This is a genomic window from uncultured Nocardioides sp., assembly GCF_902805925.1.
Classification (GTDB): Bacteria; Actinomycetota; Actinomycetes; order Propionibacteriales; family Nocardioidaceae; genus Nocardioides.
The window spans coordinates 1-18,031 of the sequence record NZ_CADCUP010000045.1 but is presented as its reverse complement, the minus strand read 5'-3'; the positions used below and the strand labels follow the sequence as shown (position 1 = coordinate 18,031).

General features: G+C 73.5%; 19 protein-coding genes and 1 tRNA gene. 5 read left to right on the top strand and 15 right to left on the bottom strand.

Annotation, left to right across the window (positions count from 1 at the left end):
• Nucleotides 1-18: 18 nt before the first annotated feature.
• On the bottom strand, nt 19-1,305 hold the full coding sequence (locus QZX64_RS03195) for a sodium:proton antiporter (RefSeq protein WP_295656910.1): 1,287 nt from the start codon (nt 1,303-1,305) through the stop codon (nt 19-21).
• Nucleotides 1,306-1,390: 85 nt separating this feature from the next.
• Nucleotides 1,391-2,170 carry a TSUP family transporter gene (locus QZX64_RS03190; protein ID WP_295656909.1) on the bottom strand — a complete coding sequence of 260 codons (780 nt, stop codon included), beginning with the start codon at nt 2,168-2,170 and terminating at the stop codon, nt 1,391-1,393.
• 76 nt (nt 2,171-2,246) lie between these two features.
• On the opposite strand from QZX64_RS03190, the gene QZX64_RS03185 reads away from it, so the two are divergent.
• The 3 genes from QZX64_RS03185 to QZX64_RS03175 are packed head-to-tail and all read left to right on the top strand — an operon-like array spanning nt 2,247 to nt 5,648.
• Complete coding sequence (locus tag QZX64_RS03185) at nt 2,247-3,101, top strand: ABC transporter substrate-binding protein (protein ID WP_295656908.1); 855 nt, start codon at nt 2,247-2,249, stop codon at nt 3,099-3,101.
• Between the two features lie 39 nt (nt 3,102-3,140).
• A complete protein-coding gene (locus QZX64_RS03180; protein WP_295656907.1) occupies nt 3,141-4,562 on the top strand; it encodes a cystathionine beta-synthase in 1,422 nt (473 codons plus the stop codon).
• A gap of 57 nt (nt 4,563-4,619) precedes the next feature.
• On the top strand, nt 4,620-5,648 hold the full coding sequence (locus QZX64_RS03175) for an SGNH/GDSL hydrolase family protein (protein ID WP_295656905.1): 1,029 nt from the start codon (nt 4,620-4,622) through the stop codon (nt 5,646-5,648).
• Between the two features lie 65 nt (nt 5,649-5,713).
• On the opposite strand, the gene QZX64_RS03170 is transcribed toward QZX64_RS03175, so the two are convergent.
• The 7 genes from QZX64_RS03170 to eno form a co-directional block, all read right to left on the bottom strand.
• Nucleotides 5,714-6,571 (bottom strand): Bax inhibitor-1/YccA family protein, encoded by an 858-nt coding sequence (locus QZX64_RS03170; protein WP_295656903.1) that lies wholly within the window; start codon nt 6,569-6,571, stop codon nt 5,714-5,716.
• A 155-nt stretch (nt 6,572-6,726) separates the two neighbouring features.
• Nucleotides 6,727-6,800 (bottom strand) — tRNA-Leu (locus tag QZX64_RS03165).
• A gap of 20 nt (nt 6,801-6,820) precedes the next feature.
• On the bottom strand, nt 6,821-7,639 hold the full coding sequence (locus tag QZX64_RS03160; RefSeq protein ID WP_295656901.1) for a uracil-DNA glycosylase: 819 nt from the start codon (nt 7,637-7,639) through the stop codon (nt 6,821-6,823).
• Entirely contained in the window at nt 7,636-8,541 is a 906-nt protein-coding gene (locus tag QZX64_RS03155) for an exopolyphosphatase (protein ID WP_295656899.1), read from the bottom strand. Before QZX64_RS03155 ends, QZX64_RS03160 begins: the two co-directional genes overlap by 4 nt.
• The gene (locus tag QZX64_RS03150; RefSeq protein ID WP_295656897.1) at nt 8,538-9,044 is read right to left on the bottom strand and encodes a DUF501 domain-containing protein; all 507 of its coding nucleotides are present in this window, start codon (nt 9,042-9,044) and stop codon (nt 8,538-8,540) included. Before QZX64_RS03150 ends, QZX64_RS03155 begins: the two co-directional genes overlap by 4 nt.
• Before the next feature lie 7 nt (nt 9,045-9,051).
• On the bottom strand, nt 9,052-9,636 hold the full coding sequence (locus tag QZX64_RS03145) for a septum formation initiator family protein (protein ID WP_295656896.1): 585 nt from the start codon (nt 9,634-9,636) through the stop codon (nt 9,052-9,054).
• Between the two features lie 6 nt (nt 9,637-9,642).
• A complete protein-coding gene (gene eno / locus QZX64_RS03140) occupies nt 9,643-10,935 on the bottom strand; it encodes a phosphopyruvate hydratase (protein WP_295656894.1) in 1,293 nt (430 codons plus the stop codon).
• A 146-nt stretch (nt 10,936-11,081) separates the two neighbouring features.
• On the opposite strand from eno, the gene QZX64_RS03135 reads away from it, so the two are divergent.
• Nucleotides 11,082-11,576, top strand: coding sequence for a DUF427 domain-containing protein (locus tag QZX64_RS03135; RefSeq protein WP_295656892.1), 495 nt, complete (start codon nt 11,082-11,084; stop codon nt 11,574-11,576).
• 6 nt (nt 11,577-11,582) lie between these two features.
• On the opposite strand, the gene QZX64_RS03130 is transcribed toward QZX64_RS03135, so the two are convergent.
• The 5 genes from QZX64_RS03130 to QZX64_RS03110 all read right to left on the bottom strand — a co-directional run bounded on the left by QZX64_RS03130 (nt 11,583) and on the right by QZX64_RS03110 (nt 17,211).
• On the bottom strand, nt 11,583-12,188 hold the full coding sequence (locus tag QZX64_RS03130; RefSeq protein ID WP_295656891.1) for a MazG family protein: 606 nt from the start codon (nt 12,186-12,188) through the stop codon (nt 11,583-11,585).
• 12 nt (nt 12,189-12,200) lie between these two features.
• On the bottom strand, nt 12,201-12,887 hold the full coding sequence (locus QZX64_RS03125) for a hypothetical protein (RefSeq protein ID WP_295656890.1): 687 nt from the start codon (nt 12,885-12,887) through the stop codon (nt 12,201-12,203).
• Nucleotides 12,884-16,495, bottom strand: coding sequence for a transcription-repair coupling factor (gene mfd / locus QZX64_RS03120; protein WP_295656889.1), 3,612 nt, complete (start codon nt 16,493-16,495; stop codon nt 12,884-12,886). The genes QZX64_RS03125 and mfd overlap by 4 nt, the downstream gene beginning before the upstream one ends.
• Nucleotides 16,496-16,627: 132 nt before the next feature.
• Nucleotides 16,628-16,804: a hypothetical protein gene (locus tag QZX64_RS03115; protein ID WP_295656888.1), complete on the bottom strand. Its 177-nt coding sequence runs from the start codon at nt 16,802-16,804 to the stop codon at nt 16,628-16,630.
• Between the two features lie 134 nt (nt 16,805-16,938).
• On the bottom strand, nt 16,939-17,211 hold the full coding sequence (locus QZX64_RS03110; RefSeq protein WP_295656886.1) for a hypothetical protein: 273 nt from the start codon (nt 17,209-17,211) through the stop codon (nt 16,939-16,941).
• 98 nt (nt 17,212-17,309) lie between these two features.
• Between QZX64_RS03110 and QZX64_RS03105 the strand changes: the two genes are divergently transcribed.
• A complete protein-coding gene (locus QZX64_RS03105) occupies nt 17,310-17,642 on the top strand; it encodes a DUF3140 domain-containing protein (protein ID WP_295656884.1) in 333 nt (110 codons plus the stop codon).
• Between the two features lie 134 nt (nt 17,643-17,776).
• On the opposite strand, the gene QZX64_RS03100 is transcribed toward QZX64_RS03105, so the two are convergent.
• The coding region (locus QZX64_RS03100) for an HNH endonuclease signature motif containing protein (RefSeq protein WP_295656882.1) at nt 17,777-18,031 on the bottom strand (255 nt) is incomplete at its 5' end.

Here is an 18,031-nt window from a genome sequence, read left to right as displayed (position 1 = left end):
ATGTCGATCAGCGGTGACTCAGGAGGCGCCGCGATCGGGGTCGAGGCGTGCCATCACCGGCGTCGCCAGGGCACCGTGCACGAGCACCGAGGCGATGATCGTGAACGAGAGGGTCGACCACAGCCAGTCGGCCCCCAGCTCGGGCGCCTCGCCGGCGGCGTAGGCGAGGTAGTAGATCGACCCCACGCCGCGCACGCCGAAGAAGGCGGCCGCCCAGCGCTGCTGCGAGGTGAGCCCGGTGGCGTCCGCAGGCTTCCGCGTGCCGATCCTCAGCGCGAGGATGCCCGCGGCCGGGCGCACGAGGAAGATCAGGGCGAGGCCGAGGGCGGCACCGCGCCAGTCCAGGGCGTCGAAGAGGCCGCGGGTGAGGCCGATGCCCAGCACCAGCAGCACGAACAGGGTGAGCAGGCGCTCGAGCCGCTCGGCCACCTCGTGCATGGCGACGTGGTAGTCGTGCGACCGCTCCGCGGACCGGAACGTCATGGCGCAGGCGAACACCGCCAGGAAGCCGTACCCGCCGATCACCTCGCCGACGCCGTACGACGCGACCAGCGCCGCCAGGGCCAGCAGCGACTCGCCGCGCTCGGCCACCCGCAGGGAGCGGCTGCGGGAGCGGAAGGCGAGGGAGGCGAGCACCCGGCCCACGACGATGCCGGCCACGATCCCGGCCAGCACCTTGAAGACCAGGTAGAAGCCGACCCACTTCAGTCCCCAGTGCGACACCGCGCCCTCGGTCGCGACGAGGACGGCGACGTACACGAAGGGGAAGGCCAGGCCGTCGTTGAGGCCGGCCTCGGAGGTGAGGGTGAAGCGGAGCTCGTCGGTCTCGTCGACCTCGTGCTCCCCCGTCTGCGGCCCCGCGACCTGGACGTCGGAGGCGAGCACCGGGTCGGTCGGCGCGAGCGCCGCACCCAGCACGATCGCGGCCGCCGGCGCCAGGCCGGCCCACCAGCCCAGCAGGGCGACAGCCCCGATGGTCAGTGGCATGCCGATCAGCAGCAGCCGCCAGGTGGCCGTCCAGCGCCGCCAGCTCGCGCGCGACCTGACCTCCAGCGGCCGGTCCAGGGCCAGCCCCACGCCCATCAGCGCGACGATCACCACCAGCTCCGTCACGTGCTCGATCGCCGCCCGGTTCTCCTGGGGGTCCAAGGGCATGCCGTCGGGGAGCGGGGTGAGGCCGATCAGCATGCCGACCCCGACCAGCACCATCGGTGCCGAGATCGCCCAGCGTGACAGCAGCTCGGGCAGGACGATCGCGAGGAGCAGGCTCGCTCCGGCGACGAGGTAGACGAGATCGGGTCTCACGGGAACTGTGTACCCGACCAGCTCTCCGGCCCGGGACGCCGGTGCGCCGGCACGCGCTGCTGTCTCACCGGCTGACATGCCGCCGTCACCACAGCCCCAGCACCGCTCCGCCGATCCGCACGATGAAGGCCGACACCACGACGATGAAGAACACCCGCACGAAGCCGGCACCACGGGAGACCGCGATGCGGGCGCCGAGGTAGGCGCCGAGCAGGTTGGCCAGCCCGACCGCGAGGCCCACGCCCCACAGCACGGCGCCCTGCGGCACGAACACGCAGAGCGCGGCGAGGTTGGTGGCCCAGTTGGCCAGCCGGGCCTTGGCGGAGGCCTCCAGGAAGCTGTAGCCGAGCAGCCCGACGAGGGTGAAGACGAAGAAGGAGCCGGTGCCGGGACCCAGGGCGCCGTCGTAGAAGCCGACGACCAGTCCGGTGCCCATCGCCGCGAACGTGTGGTGGTGGCCGGCGAAGCGCAGGGCGGTGTCCCCGCCCAGCGACGGCTTGAAGACCACGTAGGCGCCCACGACGACCAGCGCCACCAGGACCAGCGGGTCGAACGCCGCCCGGGGGATCTGCGAGGCGACGAACGCCCCGCCCGCCGAGCCGACGAAGGCCAGGAGCATCAGCGGGAGGAAGGTGCGCGGATCGGGACGCACGCGCCGGTAGTAGGTCGCCGAGGCCATCGTGGTGCCGCAGATGGAGGCCAGCTTGTTGGTCGCCAGCACCTGCACCGGGGCGGCGTTCGGCAGCCCGAGCAGCAGCGCCGGCAGCTGGATGAGCCCGCCGCCGCCGACCACGGCGTCGACGAACCCCGCGGCGAGACCGGCGAGCACCAGGAACGCGACGACGTCGAGGCCGATGTCGCCCACGCCGCCCCTCTCGTCCCGATCCGGCGGTGTGCCGGCTGTTTGTGTGCCGGCCCCCGATGCTGCCAGAGTCGCGGGCGTGCCCCGCATCGTGTCCCTGCTGCCGTCCACCACCGAGATCCTCTTCGCCATCGGCGCGGGGGACGACGTCGTCGGCGTGACCTTCGAGTGCGACTTCCCCGAGGTGGCGCGCAGCCGCACCATCGTGTCGACCAGCGCGATGCCGGAGGGGCTCACCCCGCGCGAGATCGACGACTTCGTCGCCGCCGCGATGGCCCGCGGGGACGACCTCTACCACCTCGACGAGGGTGCCCTCGCCGGCCTGGACGCCGACCTGGTGGTGACCCAGGACCTCTGCGCGGTCTGCGCGGTCGACGTCTCCGTCGTCGACGACGCGCTGGCCCACCTCGGCTGCACCGCTGCGGTGCTCACCATCGACCCGCACACCTTCGCCGACGTGCTGGCGTCGATCCGCACGCTCGGCGACGCCACCGGCCACCGCCTCGCGGCCGACGCCCTGGTGTCCGAGGTCGAGGCCCGCCGCGACGCCGTCGTACGGCGCGTGGCCGGCCGGCCCCGCCCCCGCGTCCTGCTGCTCGAGTGGACCGACCCGCCCTTCGCGCCGGGGCACTGGATCCCGGAGATGGTCGAGATGGCCGGCGGCCTGCCGGTGCTCGGCGCGGCCGGCGAGAAGTCCGTGCGCGTCTCCTGGGAGGCCGTCCACGCGAGCACGCCCGACGTCGTGGTCGTGGCCCCGTGCGGCTACGACCTGCCGGGGGCGCAGGCGCTGGCCGACGAGCTGGTCGCCTCCCGTGCCCTGCCGGCCGGCGTACCCGTGCACGCGGTCGACGCGAACGCCTCGTGGGCGCGTCCGGGCACCCGGCTCGTCGACGGCGTCGAGGAGCTGGCGGCCCTCCTGCACCCGCCCGCGTGAATGTCGCCGCCCGACCGGGGCGGCACTAGGTTGGGCCGCGTGAAGTACGCGACCTCGCTCCTGGACCTGATCGGCAACACCCCGCTGCTCCGGCTGTCCACCTCGCTGGGCCCCGAGCTCCAGGTCGACCCCGCGACCCCTCGGGGTGAGGAGACCGGTCCGCTGGTCCTCGCCAAGCTCGAGCAGCTCAACCCGGGCGGCTCGGTGAAGGACCGCATCGCCGAGCGGATGATCGACGCCGCCGAGGCCTCCGGCGAGCTGCAGCCCGGCGGCACCATCGTCGAGCCGACCTCCGGCAACACCGGGGTGGGGCTGGCCATCGTGGCGCAGAAGCGCGGCTACAAGTGCGTGTTCGTGTGCCCCGACAAGGTGAGCGAGGACAAGCGCAACGTCCTCAAGGCCTACGGCGCCGAGGTCGTGGTCTGCCCGACCGCCGTGGCCCCGGAGGACCCCTCCTCCTACTACAACGTCTCCGACCGGCTCTCCCGGCAGCCCGGCGCCTGGAAGCCCGACCAGTACTCCAACCCGCACAACCCCCGCTCCCACTACGAGACCACCGGGCCGGAGATCTGGGCGCAGACCGAGGGCCGGATCACGCACTTCGTCACCGGCATGGGCACCGGCGGCACGATCAGCGGGGTCGGTCGCTACCTCAAGGAGCAGAATCCCGACATCCGGGTCGTCGGCGCCGACCCGGCCGGCTCGGTCTACAGCGGCGGCACCGGCCGGCCGTACCTCGTCGAGGGCGTGGGCGAGGACTTCTGGCCCGCGACGTACGACGCAGGGGTCGCCGACCGCGTCATCGAGGTGTCCGACGCCGACTCCTTCGCCTTCACCCGTCGCCTGGCGCGCGAGGAGGCGCTGCTCGTCGGCGGCTCCGCGGGCATGGCCGCCTTCGCGGCCAAGAGGCTCGCCACCGAGCTCGCCGGCACCCCCGAGGGCGAGGGTGCGGTGATCGTGGTGCTGCTGCCCGACTCGGGCCGCGGCTACCTCGCCAAGATCTTCAACGACGAGTGGCTGGGCCGCTACGGCTTCGCGGTCGGCGAGGACACCGACGAGAAGACCGTCGGCGAGGTGCTGCGCGGCAAGTCGGGCCGGCTGCCCGACCTGGTGCACACCCACCCCGGCGAGACCATCGCCCAGGCGGTCTCGATCCTCCAGGAGTACGGCGTCTCGCAGATGCCGGTCGTGCGCGCCGAGCCGCCGATCGTGGCCGCCGAGGTCGCCGGCTCGGTCTCCGAGCGCACCCTGCTCGACGCCCTCTTCACCGGCCATGCCCGGCTGGCCGACCGGGTCGAGGAGCACATGTCCCCCGCCCTGCCGAGCATCGGCTCCACCGTGCCCGCACACGACGCCGTCGCCGAGCTGGAGGGGGCCGACGCCCTGCTGGTCCACGAGGACGGCAAGCCGGTCGGCGTGGTCACCCGCCAGGACCTCCTGGCCTTCCTCGCCCGTCCCTGAGGTGGCATCGGGGGCGTTGTCGCTGAGGAGTCCCCGGGCGTTGAATACAGTGGTGTCGTGGGGAAGACAGCGGCAGCGCGCAAGCTCGCCTCCGCCGCGGCGTACGGCGGCGGTGGCCTCTCCGTGCTCGGCGCCGGCCTCTACGGTCTCCTGACGGCCGAGGCCAGGATCGCCCGGAAGGCCATCGGCCGCCTCGACCGCCAGCCGCCGGACTCCACCGGGTGGTACGGCCGCGGTCGCCCCGGACCGGCCATCAAGATCGCCCTGATCGGTGACTCCAGTGCGGCCGGCTACGGCGTCGACCGGGTCGAGGACACCCCCGGCGCGCACCTCGCCTCCGGGGTCGCGGCCGCGGCCGACCGCCGCGTCTACCTGCGCGACGTCGCCGTCGTGGGTGCGAAGTCGTCCCAGCTCGAGGAGCAGGTCGACCGGGTGCTGCCGATGGGCGCCGCGGTCGCGGTGATCCTCATCGGCGCCAACGACGTGACCGCGAGGCTGCTGCCCTCGCAGTCGGTGCGCTACCTCAGCGAGGCCGTGCGCCGGCTCCGCGAGGCGGGCACCGCCGTGCTGGTGGGCACCTGCCCCGACCTGGGCACCATCCGGCCCATCGCCCCGCCGCTCAAGCAGGTCGCCCGCGAGTGGTCACGCCGCCTCGCGGCCGCCCAGGCCATCTCGGTGGTCGACGCCGGCGGCCGCACCGTCTCCCTGGCCTCCGTGCTCGGCCCCGAGTTCGCCGCGGCGCCCGCCCTCCTCTTCGGCCCCGACCAGTTCCACCCCTCCGCCGACGGCTACCGCTCGCTGGCCGGCGTGCTCATCCCCTCCACCGTGGCCGCCCTCGGCCTGGGACCCGAGGAGACGGCGAGGCCCGACACGCAGCGCGGCGAGCGCGTGATGCCCGTCGCGGCCGCGGCCGTCCGGGCCGCTCGCAACCCCGGCACCGAGCTCGACGGCACGGAGGTCGGCGGCGCCCAGCGCGGCCTGCGCGGCCGCTGGGTCCAGCTGCGCTACCGGCGCCGGCAGCCGGCGGCGGAGACGACCTCGCCCGAGCAGGTCGAGGCGTCCGTGGCGCTCGACGCCGCCACCTGACCGCTGACGACATGCCACCGGCCCGCCTCCCCGAGGGGAGACGGGCCGGTGTCGGAGCCGGTGGCTCAGTCCTGCTGGAAGATCGCGAGGATGCGCAGCAGGTTGGTGTAGATCCAGACCAGGCTGACGGTGAGGCCGAAGGCCGCCCGCCACGACTCGCGCTCCGGGAGGCCGGCAGCGACGCCCTGCTCCACGAAGTCGAAGTCGAGGATCAGCATGAACACACCGAGCACCAGGCCCACCACCGCGGTGATCAGGCCGAGGGTGCCGAAGCCGAACAGGCCGGTGGTCACGCCGAACAGGCTCAGCACGAACGACAGCAGGCCCAGGCCGACCATGCCGAACATCGCGGCCACGACGAACACGCGGAACTTCTGCCCGACCTTGATGTCGAAGAACTTGTAGGCGGCGAGCGTGCCGGCGAAGGCGGCGAAGGTGCCGATCACGGCGCCCGTGACGACACCGGAGCCGAACTGGGCGTCGAAGAACTTGCTCAGGGCGCCGAGCGCCACGCCCTCGACCGCCGCGAACGCGATGACCAGGGCCGGGCTGATGACGCGCTTGAACGAGTTGACCAGCGACAGGCCGAAGGCCGTCAGCGAGCCGACCGTCATCAGGGCGATCGCCTGCTGGTAGTTGCCCTCGTCGACGACGCCGTTGGCGACGACGTCGCCGATGAACCACCACGTGATGGCCGCGGTCACCATCACCAGCAGCACCGAGATCCCGGTGGCCTGCACGACGGAGTCGATGCTCATCCGGCCGGCGGACCGCTGGTCGGTGGGCGTGCCGGTGCCCCAGCTGCTGGGGTCGGAGCCGCCCCCGATGATCCCGCCGCCGGGGTAGGTCTGGTTGCCGTAGGCGTTCGTGCCGGCGCGGTTGAACTCCTCGCTGCGCGCGAACACCGGGTTGTTGCTCTTCATGGTCTCCTCCTTGGAGGCCGACGTGCGGTAAGCCGTCGCGGTGACGACTGCTGGGCCCACTCTATGTGGACTCACCGGTTCCAACGCATGACGGTGGGTCGGTGTTCCCCTGGTGCCTGAGGGGAGCCTGTGTGTTTCCCGGGCGTCGCAGGGGGTGCCCCGGGTGGGGTTCGAACCCACACTGAGCGGTTTTTAAGACCGCCTCCTCTGCCGGTTGGGATACCGGGGCGATGCTGCCGTCCGCTGCGACTATAGGTACGTCGCGGCGCGGCCCAGCACGTCGTCGAGCATCTGCGGCGTCAGGCGGCCGGTGAAGGTGTTCTGCTGGCTCGGGTGGTAGCAGCCCAGGAGCGTCACGTGCCCGATCGCCACCTCGGCGCCGTGGCCGAACCGCGGCTTGGGCCGCGGCACCTCGAGGCCGGCACCGGCGAGCGCGCGCAGGGCGCCGTCCCAGCCGTAGCCGCCCAGCGCCACGACGACGCGCAGGCTCGGCGCCAGCATCTCCACCTCGCGGTTGATCCACGGCGCGCACGTGTCGCGCTCCTCGGGGGTCGGCATGTTCTCGGGCGGGGCGCACCGCACGGTCGCGACCATGCGGGTCCCGACGAGCTGCTGGCCGTCACCCGCGTGCACGCTGGTCGCCTGCGTCGCCAGGCCGGCCCGGTGCAGGCCGGCGAAGAGCCAGTCGCCGCTGCTGTCGCCGGTGAAGACCCTCCCGGTGCGGTTGCCGCCGTTGGCCGCCGGCGCCAGGCCGACCACGAGCACGTGCGGCTCCGCCTGGCCCCATCCGGCGATCGGCCGTCCCCAGTAGGGCTGCGCGGCGAACGACGCCCGCTTGGTGCGCGCCACGCCCTCGCGCCACCGCACCAGGCGGGGGCAGGCCGAGCAGACGCTGACCCGGGCGGTGAGGGTGTCGAGGTCGCGGGTCGCCGCCAGGCGCCGTACGCCGCCGGCCGTCCGCGCCACCGGGGTGCCCGGGGCCGCCGGGTCGCCCGGCCAGCCGGTGCCGGCAGGAACCGGGGAGGGGAACGGCTGCCCGGTGAGCGGGTGCGGCAGGTCGACGATCATGGCCCGCTGACCGACCAGGCGATCCCGTCGAGGATGTCGGCCTCGGAGGCCACCAGGGAGTCCACGCGCGTGCGCCGCAGCACCCGTGACAGCACCAGCGCCCCGGCGTCGATGACGTCCGCGCGGCCCGGGTGCATCCACGGCAGCGCCAGCCGCTCGGCCACGGTCATCGCGACCAGCCGCTCGACGAGCGCGTGCACCTCCTCGACGGGCAGCACGGCCTGGTCGATCGCCTCCGCGGAGTACGCCGGCAGGTCGAGCACGCCGGCCGCGACCGAGGTGACGGTGCCGGCGACCCCGACGACCGCGTCGGCGGACCCGAGGTCGACGCCCGCCGCGTGCGCGGCGTCCAGCGCGGCGTCGATGTCGCCCACGCACGCGACGACCTCGGCGGGGCCGGGCGGGTCGGAGCGCAGGCGGCGCTCGTGCAGCCGCACCGAGCCGACGTCCATCGAGTGGGCGGCCTCCGGGGTCGTGGTGCCGAGCACGAGCTCGGTCGACCCGCCGCCGATGTCGACGACCAGCACCCGGCCGGTCACCGGCGTGCGGAGGTTGCGCACCGCGCCGTCGAACGACAGCGCCGCCTCCTCGTCGCCGGAGAGCACCTCGGGCCACACGCCGAGCCGGGCGTGCACGCCGTCGGCGAAGACCTGCGCGTTCGCACTGTCGCGGGTGGCGGAGGTGGCACAGAACCGGAGCCGGGTCACGTCGTGCGCGGCGAGGATGGCGGCGTACTCGTCGAGCGCGGCGAAGGCCCGCGCCAGTGCCTCGTCGGCGAGCCGGCCGGTCGCGTCCACACCCTGGCCCAGCCGCACCATCCGCGTCTCGCGGACCGCGACGCCGGGCAGGTCGCCGACGAGCAGCTTGATGGTGTTGGTGCCGCAGTCGATGGCCGCGATCATCGGTCCGCAGACACGCACGGGCCCTCGGCCCACCACGCGCCGAGCAGGTCGAGCACCTCGTCGCCGAGCGGGTTGACGCCGCGGCCCTGGGCCAGCGACTGCCCGGCCAGCACGTGCAGGCACTTGACCCGGTCGGGCATGCCGCCCGCGGAGATGCCCTCGATCTCCGGCACCTCCTGCCCGGTCTCCCGCGCGATCTCGCCACGGGCCGCGAGGTAGCGCTCGTGCGCCGCACGGTAGGCCGCCGCGAGCTCGGCGTCCTCGCCCAGTCGCGCCTGCATCTCCCTCATCGTGCCGGTGCCCTCGAGGGTGCCGATGCGCGAGGCCGCTCGTGGGCAGGTCAGGTAGTACGTCGTCGGGAACGGCGTGCCGCCGGGCAGCCGCGGCTCGGTCGTGATCACGTCGGGGTTGCCGCACGGGCAGCGGTGGCCCACCTCGTGGATGGCCCGCGGCGCCCGGCCCAGCTGGGCCTCGACCGTCGCCTCGTCGGCTGCCTCGATCATCGGACGCTCACTGGCGTCCGCCGATCTTGTCGGCCGGACCCTCGGTGGCTACCGGCGGGTGCCCGGCGAGCTCGACCGAGGCCCACGCGTCGTCCCACCAGGCCGTGGGCTCGGTCTTCACGACCTCGTCGGGGTCGCTCAGCTCGGCCCCCGCCTCCAGCGGCCGGCCGCGGGCGTCCAGCACGACGAACCCGGTCTCCCCCGGCATCAGGTAGCCGAAGTGGGCGCGCGCCTGCGCCTCGACGTACGCCGGGTCCTGCCAGCGCCGCTTCTCGCTCTCGAGGTCGTTGATGCTGGCCTCCCGCTCGGCGATCGCGGTCTTGAGCTCGCTGATGTGAGCCCGCTGCTGCAGGTAGGCGCGCATGGAGGAGGCGTAGGACACCGCGAGCACCGCGAGCACGAGCACCAGCACGATCGCCCGCCCGGTCAGGCGGGGCCGCCGCCGGCCGGTGGCCGCGGCGACCGCCGGGCGGCCGGGCGTCGGGGCCGCGGAGGCCGAGGGCGCGATCGAGCGGGTGCGCGGGCGCTCACGCGGCCCGGGCCGCCTGCTGCCGCCGGGAGCGCCGCGCGGCGTACGTCGTTGCTGTGCCATGTCAGGTCAAGGATGACCGATTTCTGCCTGGAATCGCGGGAAGGCGCCCCTCCCGGCGTAGCGCGCCGCGTCGCCGAGGGTGTCCTCGATGCGCAGGAGCTGGTTGTACTTCGCCACGCGGTCGGAGCGAGCCGGCGCACCGGACTTGATCTGGCCGCAGTTGGTGGCGACGGCCAGGTCGGCGATCGTGGTGTCCTCGGTCTCGCCCGAGCGGTGGCTCATCATGCAGGTGAAGCCGCTGCGCTGGGCCAGGGCCACGGAGTCGAGGGTCTCGGTCAGCGAGCCGATCTGGTTGACCTTCACCAGCAGCGCGTTGGCCTGGCCACCGGAGATGCCCCGCTGGAGCCGCTCGACGTTGGTGACGAAGAGGTCGTCGCCGACGAGCTGCGTCTGGTCGCCGAGCCGCTCGGTGATGGTCCTCCAGCCGTCCCAGTCGTCCTCGTCGAGCGGGTCCTCGACGGAGACGATCGGGTAGGACGCGACGAGGTCGGCGTAGTAGTCGATCATCTCGGCCGACGACTTCGCCCTGCCCTCGAAGGTGTAGGCACCGTCCCCGAAGAACTCCGAGGCGGCCACGTCGAGGGCGAAGACGATGTCCTGGCCGACCGTGAGCCCGGCACCCTCGACCGCGGTGGAGATCAGGTCCAGGGCGTCGCGGTTGGACGGCAGGTTGGGCGCGAAGCCGCCCTCGTCGCCGACGCCCGTGGAGAGGCCCTGCTTCCTCAGCACCGACTTGAGCGAGTGGTAGACCTCGGCACCCTGCTGGAGCGCCTCGCCGAAGGTGGCGGCACCGACGGGGGCGATCATGAACTCCTGAACGTCGACGTTGCTGTCGGCGTGGGCGCCGCCGTTGAGGATGTTGAGCATCGGCACGGGCAGGACGTGCGCGTTCGGCCCGCCGACGTAGCGGAAGAGCGGCAGCCCGGCGGACTCCGCCGCCGCCTTCGCCACGGCCAGCGAGACGCCGAGGACGGCGTTGGCGCCGAGCTTGGCCTTGTTGGCGGTGCCGTCGAGGTCGATCATCGCCTGGTCGACCAGGCGCTGCTCGTCGGCCTCCATGCCGACCAGCGCCGGGGCGATGGTGTCGACCACGCCGGCGACGGCCCTGGTCACGCCCTTGCCGGCGTACCGCTCGCCCTCGTCCCGCAGCTCGACCGCCTCGAAGGCCCCGGTCGAGGCGCCGGAGGGCACTGCCGCCCGGCCGAACGCGCCGTCGTCGAGGAGCACCTCCACCTCCACGGTGGGGTTCCCCCGGGAGTCGAGGATCTCGCGTGCGCCGACTGCTTCGATGGATGCCACGGGCTGCTCCTGGAGGTTCGATCGGGTGTCGGGACGGGCGTCCGGCAGCCTATCGGCAGCGGCGCCGGCCACGGCGTGCCCGTCCATGCCGGACCCGGCCGACCGGGCGGGGCCGGGCCCGTGGGAGCCGCTTGTACGTTGAGGACATGCGCGCCCGTCCCGACCGCCCCGGACCCGGCCAGGAGTCGGTCTGGGACTACCCCCGTCCGCCGGCCCTGGTGCCCAGCGACGCCCTGGTCGAGGTCGTGCTCGGCGGCATCACGGTGGCCAGCACCCGCCGCTCGCTCCGGGTGCTGGAGACGAGCCACCCGCCGACGTACTACCTGCCGGCCGCGGACTTCCTCGCCGGCGTGCTCATGCCGGTGGAGGGCTCGACCTTCTGCGAGTGGAAGGGCGCCGCGTCGTACTTCGACCTCGTGGCCGAGGGGCGGAGCGCGCCGCGCGCGGGCTGGACCTATCCCACGCCGACGCGTGGGTTCGAGGGCCTTCTCGACCACGTGGCGGTGATGCCCGGGCTCGTCGACCGCTGCACCGTCGACGGCGAGGTCGTGCGGGCGCAGGCCGGTGGGTTCTACGGCGGCTGGATCACCGACGCCGTCGTGGGGCCGTTCAAGGGCGAGCCCGGCACCTTCGGCTGGTAGTAGCGCTCAGTCGAGCCGGCGGCGTACGGCGTCGCGCAGGGCCTGCTCGGGGTCGACCCCGTCGTCGTGGGCCTCCACGACCAGCGCCAGCAGGCGCTCGCCGAGGTCGGGCTCCTCCGGGTCGACCTGCGTGGTGACCCCGGTCCGGCCCAGCCGGTCGACCACCTTGTCGGCGTAGAGCAGCGCCGGCAGGCCGGGCGGGAGGCCGTCGGTGACCGACCCGCGATGCTTCTCGGTCGCCTTGACCGACTCCCAGAGCTCGTTGACCTCCGCGGGGGTCATCGTGCCCTCGCGGGCGTCGCCGAAGACGTGCGGGTTGCGCCGCCGCATCTTCTCGGTGATGCCGGCCGCGACGTCGTCGATGGTGAACTCGCCGGTCTCCTCGGCGATGACGGCGTGGAAGTAGACCTGGAGCAGCAGGTCGCCGAGCTCCTCGCGGAGGTGCTCGGGGTCGCCGCCGTCGATCGCCTCCAGGGTCTCGTGCGACTCCTCGAGCAGGTAGCGCGCCAGGGAGCGGTGGGTCTGCGACCGCTTCCACTCGCAGTCGCTGCGGAGCCGCCGCATCACCTCGAGGAGCTCGACGAGCGAGTCACCGGAGGCGGTCACGGACATGGTCGGGTGCCGTCAGCCGCAGCGGTGGCCGGCGGGCAGGGTGCGCGCGTAGACCGGGTCCGGCTCGGTGGCCGAGGCCGACTTCGCGACGTCGCCGACGGCGACCGAGAGGTTGGTGTCGGCGGGCTGCAGCTGCCCGTCGACCATGGCCAGGCCGTAGCGGGGGTCGACGTCGATGGCGTGCTGGTCGGGCCACGACTGGAAGAGGTCCTGCCCGCGCTGGGAGATCTCCTCCACGGTGGGGTCGGCGACGCCGTCCTGCTCCAGCGAGGCGCGGCCGACCGCGTCCACGACGGAGGTGACCAGGGGCTCGGCCGACATCACCTCGACGTAGTCCTCGCGCACCTCCTCGGGGAACGCCCGGGACGTCAGCCGCAGCTGCGACACCTGGCGGGAGAACTCCGGGCCCGGCTTCACGCCGTACTCGTCGGCGAGCTGTCGGGCCTGCTCGGAGGCGGCGAGCAGGGTGACCACGAACTGGCGCACGTTGCCCAGGGCCACGGTGTTGCCGGCCCCGCGCAGGTCGGGCTCGACCGACGTGCACACCGCCGCGGTGCCCCGGTCGACCTCGGCGACGGAGATGGTCTGGCCGTCGACGTCGACGGCGACCCCGGGCGAGGCGCTGCCGGCACAGCCGGACAGCACGGCGCCCGCGGACACGGTGGCGAGGGCGACGGCGAGGGGGCGACGGCTGCTCAACTGCTTCTCCCTGACTTCGACGATGACGACGGCGCCGGCTGGGCTGACGGTGCCGGCGGGGCTGCTGCGGGCGGGTCGAGGACGGTGTCGATCACGCCACGGGCCCATTCAAGCAGGGCTCGACCGGTGCCTGTCGCCGACCCGAGCGGTCGTGGGACCAGCATGGCGCTCATCTGGCTGAGCACCTTGCTCTGCGGGTAGAGGCGCTGCAGGCGTACGACGCGCGAGTCGGGCAGGTCGACCGGCGCGAAGCGCATGTTCTTGCCGGCCAGCCCGATCTCGTGCAGCCCGGCGTCGCGCGCCCTGGCCCGGAACCGGGAGACCAGCAGCAGCGTCTCGACCACCTCGGGCGGCTCGCCGTACCGGTCGAGGAGCTCCTCGCGGATCGCATCGACGTCGGCGTCGCCGCGGGCCTCGGAGAGGCGCTTGTACATCTCCAGGCGCAGGCGCTCGCTGGGGACGTACTCGTGGGGCAGGTGGGCGTCGACCGGCAGCTCGATGCGGACCTCGGTGGACTCCTCCTCCTCCTCGCCGCGGAACTGGGCCACGGCCTCGCCCACCAGCCGGACGTAGAGGTCGAAGCCGACATCGGCGATGTGGCCCGACTGCTCCCCGCCCAGCAGGTTGCCGGCGCCGCGGATCTCGAGGTCCTTCATGGCGATGGCCATGCCGCCGCCGAGGTCGGAGTGCTGGGCGAGGGTCGCCAGCCGCTCGTGCGCTGTCTCGGTGAGCGGCTTCTCGGCGGGGTAGAGGAAGTAGGCGTAGGCGCGCTCCCGCGACCGGCCGACCCGGCCCCGGAGCTGGTGCAGCTGCGAGAGGCCGAGGGTGTCGGAGCGCTCGATGACCATGGTGTTGGCGTTGGAGACGTCGAGGCCCGACTCGACGATCGTGGTGCACACCAGCACGTCGAAGCGCTTCTCCCAGAAGTCGAGCATCACCTGCTCGAGCTGGTGCTCGCCCATCTGCCCGTGCGCGGTGGCCACCCGGGCCTCGGGCACGAGCTCGCGCAGCCTCGCCGCGGCCTTCTCGATGCTCTGCACCCGGTTGTGGATGTAGAACACCTGCCCGTCGCGCAGGAGCTCGCGCCGGACCGCGGCGGTGACCTGGCGGTCCTCGTAGGCACCGACGTAGGTCAGCACCGGGTGCCGCTCCTCGGGGGGCGTGGTGATCGTCGACATCTCGCGGATGCCGGTGACCGCCATCTCCAGGGTCCGCGGGATCGGCGTGGCGCTCATCGCCAGCACGTCGACCGAGGTGCGCAGCCGCTTCATCTGCTCCTTGTGCTCGACCCCGAAGCGCTGCTCCTCGTCGACGATGATCAGGCCGAGGTCCTTCATCCTGATCTCGGGGCTGAGCAGCCGGTGGGTGCCGACGACGATGTCGACCTCGCCGGAGGCCAGCCCGGCGACCACCTCGCGGGCCTCCTTGTCGGTCTGGAAGCGGCTGAGCCCCTTGAGCACCACCGGGAACCCCGCCATCCGCTCCGAGAACGTGGAGAGGTGCTGGGTGACCAGCAGCGTCGTGGGCACCAGCACGGCCACCTGCTTGCCGTCCTGCACCGCCTTGAACGCCGCGCGCACCGCGATCTCGGTCTTGCCGTAGCCGACGTCCCCGCAGATCAGCCGGTCCATCGGCACCGTGCGCCGCATGTCGGCCTTGACCTCGTCGACCGTGGTGAGCTGGTCGGGCGTCTCGTGGAACGGGAAGGCGTCCTCGAGCTCGCGCTGCCACGGCGTGTCGGGACCGAAGGCGTGACCGTGGGTGGCCTGCCGGGCGGCGTACAGCTTGATCAGCTCGGCCGCGATCTCGCGCACCGCCCGGCGGGCGCGTGCCTTGCGCTTGGACCAGTCGGCGCCGCCGAGGCGGTCGAGGCTGGGCGCCTCGCCGCCGACGTAGCGGGTCACCTGGTCCAGGGTGTCGGCCGGCACGAACAGACGGTCCGGCGGTGCGCCACGCTTGCTGGCGCCGTACTCGAGGACGAGGTACTCCCGGACCGCGCCCTGGAGCTCGCGCTGCCGCATCTCCACGAACCGGCCCACGCCGTGCTTCTCGTGCACGACGTAGTCGCCGGCGGTCAGCTCGAGGGGGTCGATCTGCTTCTTGCGGCGCGCCGGCATCTTGCGCATGTCGCGCGTGGAGGCCTTCTGGCCGGTCAGGTCGTCGCCGGTGAGCAGTGCGAGCCGCAGGTCGGGGTCGACGAAGCCGTGGGCCAGGCAGCCGGTCGAGACGGTGACGACGCCGGGCGTGCTCAGGCCGTCCTCGGCCAGGCGGGCCGGGACGTCGTGCTCGCCGAGGACCTCCACCATGCGCTGCGCCGGTCCGTGGCCCTGGTGGACGACGACCACGCGGTAGCCGTCGCCGAGCCAGGCGCGGACGTCGGCGACCGCGCGATCGAGGTCGCCGCGGTAGCTCTCCGCCGGCTGCGCCTTGATGGTGCGGGACTCCACGGCGCCGAGGCGGACGTCGACGTCGAGCTCGGCGAGCTCGGCGGTGTCGCCGAGCCCGAACGGGCTCATCGACCACCAGGTCTTCGCCTGCCCGATCGTGTGCTCGCGCACGTCGGCGATCGAGCGGTACGACGCCGCGCCCAGGTCGATGGGGGCCGTGCCGCCGCCGGCCGCGGCCGCCCAGCTGGCGCCCAGGAACTCCTCGCTCGTCGCCACCAGGTCGTGCGCGCGGGTGCGGACGCGCTCGGGGTCGAGCACCAGTACGTGGGTCTCCTCGGGGAGCAGGTCGACGAGCAGCTCCATCTCGTCGACGAGCACGGGTGCGAGCGACTCCATGCCCTCGACCGCGATGCCGGCGGCCAGCTTGTCGGTGAGCTCGAGGAGCTGCGGGTGGCTCCGGCCGAGGTCGGCCGCGCGGCGCCGTACCTCCTCGGTGAGCAGCAGCTCGCGGCACGGCGGCGCCCAGAGGCGGTCGACGGCCTCGGTGGTGCGCTGGTCGGCCACGGAGAACGCGCGGATCTCCTCGACGTCGTCGCCCCAGAACTCAACGCGCAGCGGGTGCTCCTCGGTGGGCGGGAACACGTCGACGATGCCGCCGCGGACCGCGAACTCGCCGCGCTTCTCGACCAGGTCGACACGGGAGTACGCCGCGTCGGCCAGGCCCTGCACGACCTCCTCGAGCGGCGCCGACTGGCCCGGCACGAGCTCGACCGGCGCCAGGTCGGCCAGGCCCTTCACCTGCGGCTGGAGGATCGAGCGCACCGGCGCCACCACGACCTGCAGCGGGCCGTTGCTCGGGTCGGTGCCGGGGTGCCGGAGCCGGCGGAGCACGGCGAGCCGACGGCCGACCGTGTCGCTGCGCGGGCTCAGCCGCTCGTGCGGGAGCGTCTCCCAGCTCGGGTAGTAGCCGATGGTCGCCGGGTCGACGAGGTCGCCCAGCTCGACGACCAGGTCCTCGGCCTCGCGGGTGGTGGCGGTGACGACGAGGACCACGCGGTCGACGTCGACCAGGCCGCGGACGACGAAGGGACGCAGGGCCGCGGGACCGGTGAGGTCCAGCGCCGAGACGCTGCTGCCACGGGCGTCGGTGACCGACTCGGCGAGCACGGGATCGGCCAGCACGACGGGGACCAGCGCCTCCAGGGCGGGACTCGGACTCACGGGCTCACTCTCGCTCAGGACACAGCCTGGACACAGCACGACGGGACACAGCACGAACACCCCCGGCCGGAGCGGCAGGGGGTGTGGCCAAGTCTAGGTCGCGCTCGGCGAGGAGCGTCAGGCGGTGGCGCGTCAGGCGGTGGCGAACGCCGAGCGCGCGGGCAGGCCCGGGGCGGGCTGCGGGGTGCAGCTGCAGGTGTCGGAGCAGGGCAGGTAGGAGTGCATCGCGTGTCCGCACGACGGGCAGGGGCGGTCGTGGGAGAGGCTACGTGCGCTCGTCGCCCCGCTGGGCTCGGTCGTGTTCCACATGCCTCCATGGTCGGCCGGGACGATCCCGATCTCAGGGTATCGACACGGATCTCCCCCAGATCTGGTCACAAGTGACTAGGCGGTCCGGCCCGGAAGGAGGAGGTCCGCGGGCTCAGTCGGGCGGTGCGTGCGGCCTACTCGGCCAGCAGCCCCGCGAGGAAAAGGAAGAGCAGCAGCACCGCAAGGGCGGCGACCACGCCCCACAGACTCGAGGACTGCGCCCGCGCCCACCGCCACCCGAGCCGGACCGCCGCCTCGACCGCGCGGCTGCGCTCGACGACCGCCTCACCGGCGCGGTCGAGCGGGCCGGGCCGAGAGGCCGGCACCGGCGGGCGCCCGACGACGTCCGGCGCGTGGCGGTCTCCCGGAGGGGACGGCGGCGGGCTGGGCTCGTGCGGCGCGGACACCCGGGCATCCTCGCAGGCCGACGGCGGCGGTCGCAGCGATGCGATGCCGCCCACGGGGTACCGAGGCGCCCGACCCGCCAACGAAGAGGAGACAGACGATGGCCGAGACGATCGTCGACGACCTGCTGTGGGAGAACTTCCACCGGGTCGTCAACATGACCTCCCGCGAGCTGCGCGACTGGCTCGCCGTCGAGGGCGCCGGCGAGGAGACCGAGACGGTCCCCGACCAGGCCGGCAGCCCGCTCGGGCACCGCGTGCTGTCCATCCTGGCCAAGCGTCGCGCCGACTGCACCCCCGACGACGTGGAGACGATGGACCAGGTCGTCGAGATGGTCGTCGCCGAGCGCGGCGAGGAGCTCGACTCCGCCGTCGGGGACGACGCGTGGCGGCGCGGCCTGATGGACATCGGGCACGACCCGCTGAAGCCCTGACCCTGGTGGGCCCGCCCGGCTGCGGCAGCGAGGGCGCTCGTCGCACTGGTCGCTAGAGCCTGCGGATGAGCCCGTGCGATCGGCCGCCGGGCGCGCCCATCGCCCCGCCGGTGGCGGGGTGCAGGGCGGGGTGGTCAACCGGGCCCGGTACCGGTGGCGTCGCGCAGGTACGTGTGGCCCTGTGGGCTGGTCCAGGTGTACGCCGCGGGGCCGGTGCGCCGGTAGCGCCACCGTCCGTGGGTCTTGAGCCGGTGGTGGGACCGGCAGAGCGCGGCGAGGTTGTCGGTGGTCGTCGGGCCGCCGGTCTCCCAGGGGGTGATGTGGTCGAGGTCGCAGGACCGAGCCGGGCGGGTGCACCACGGAAACACGCACGTGCGGTCCCGCTGAAC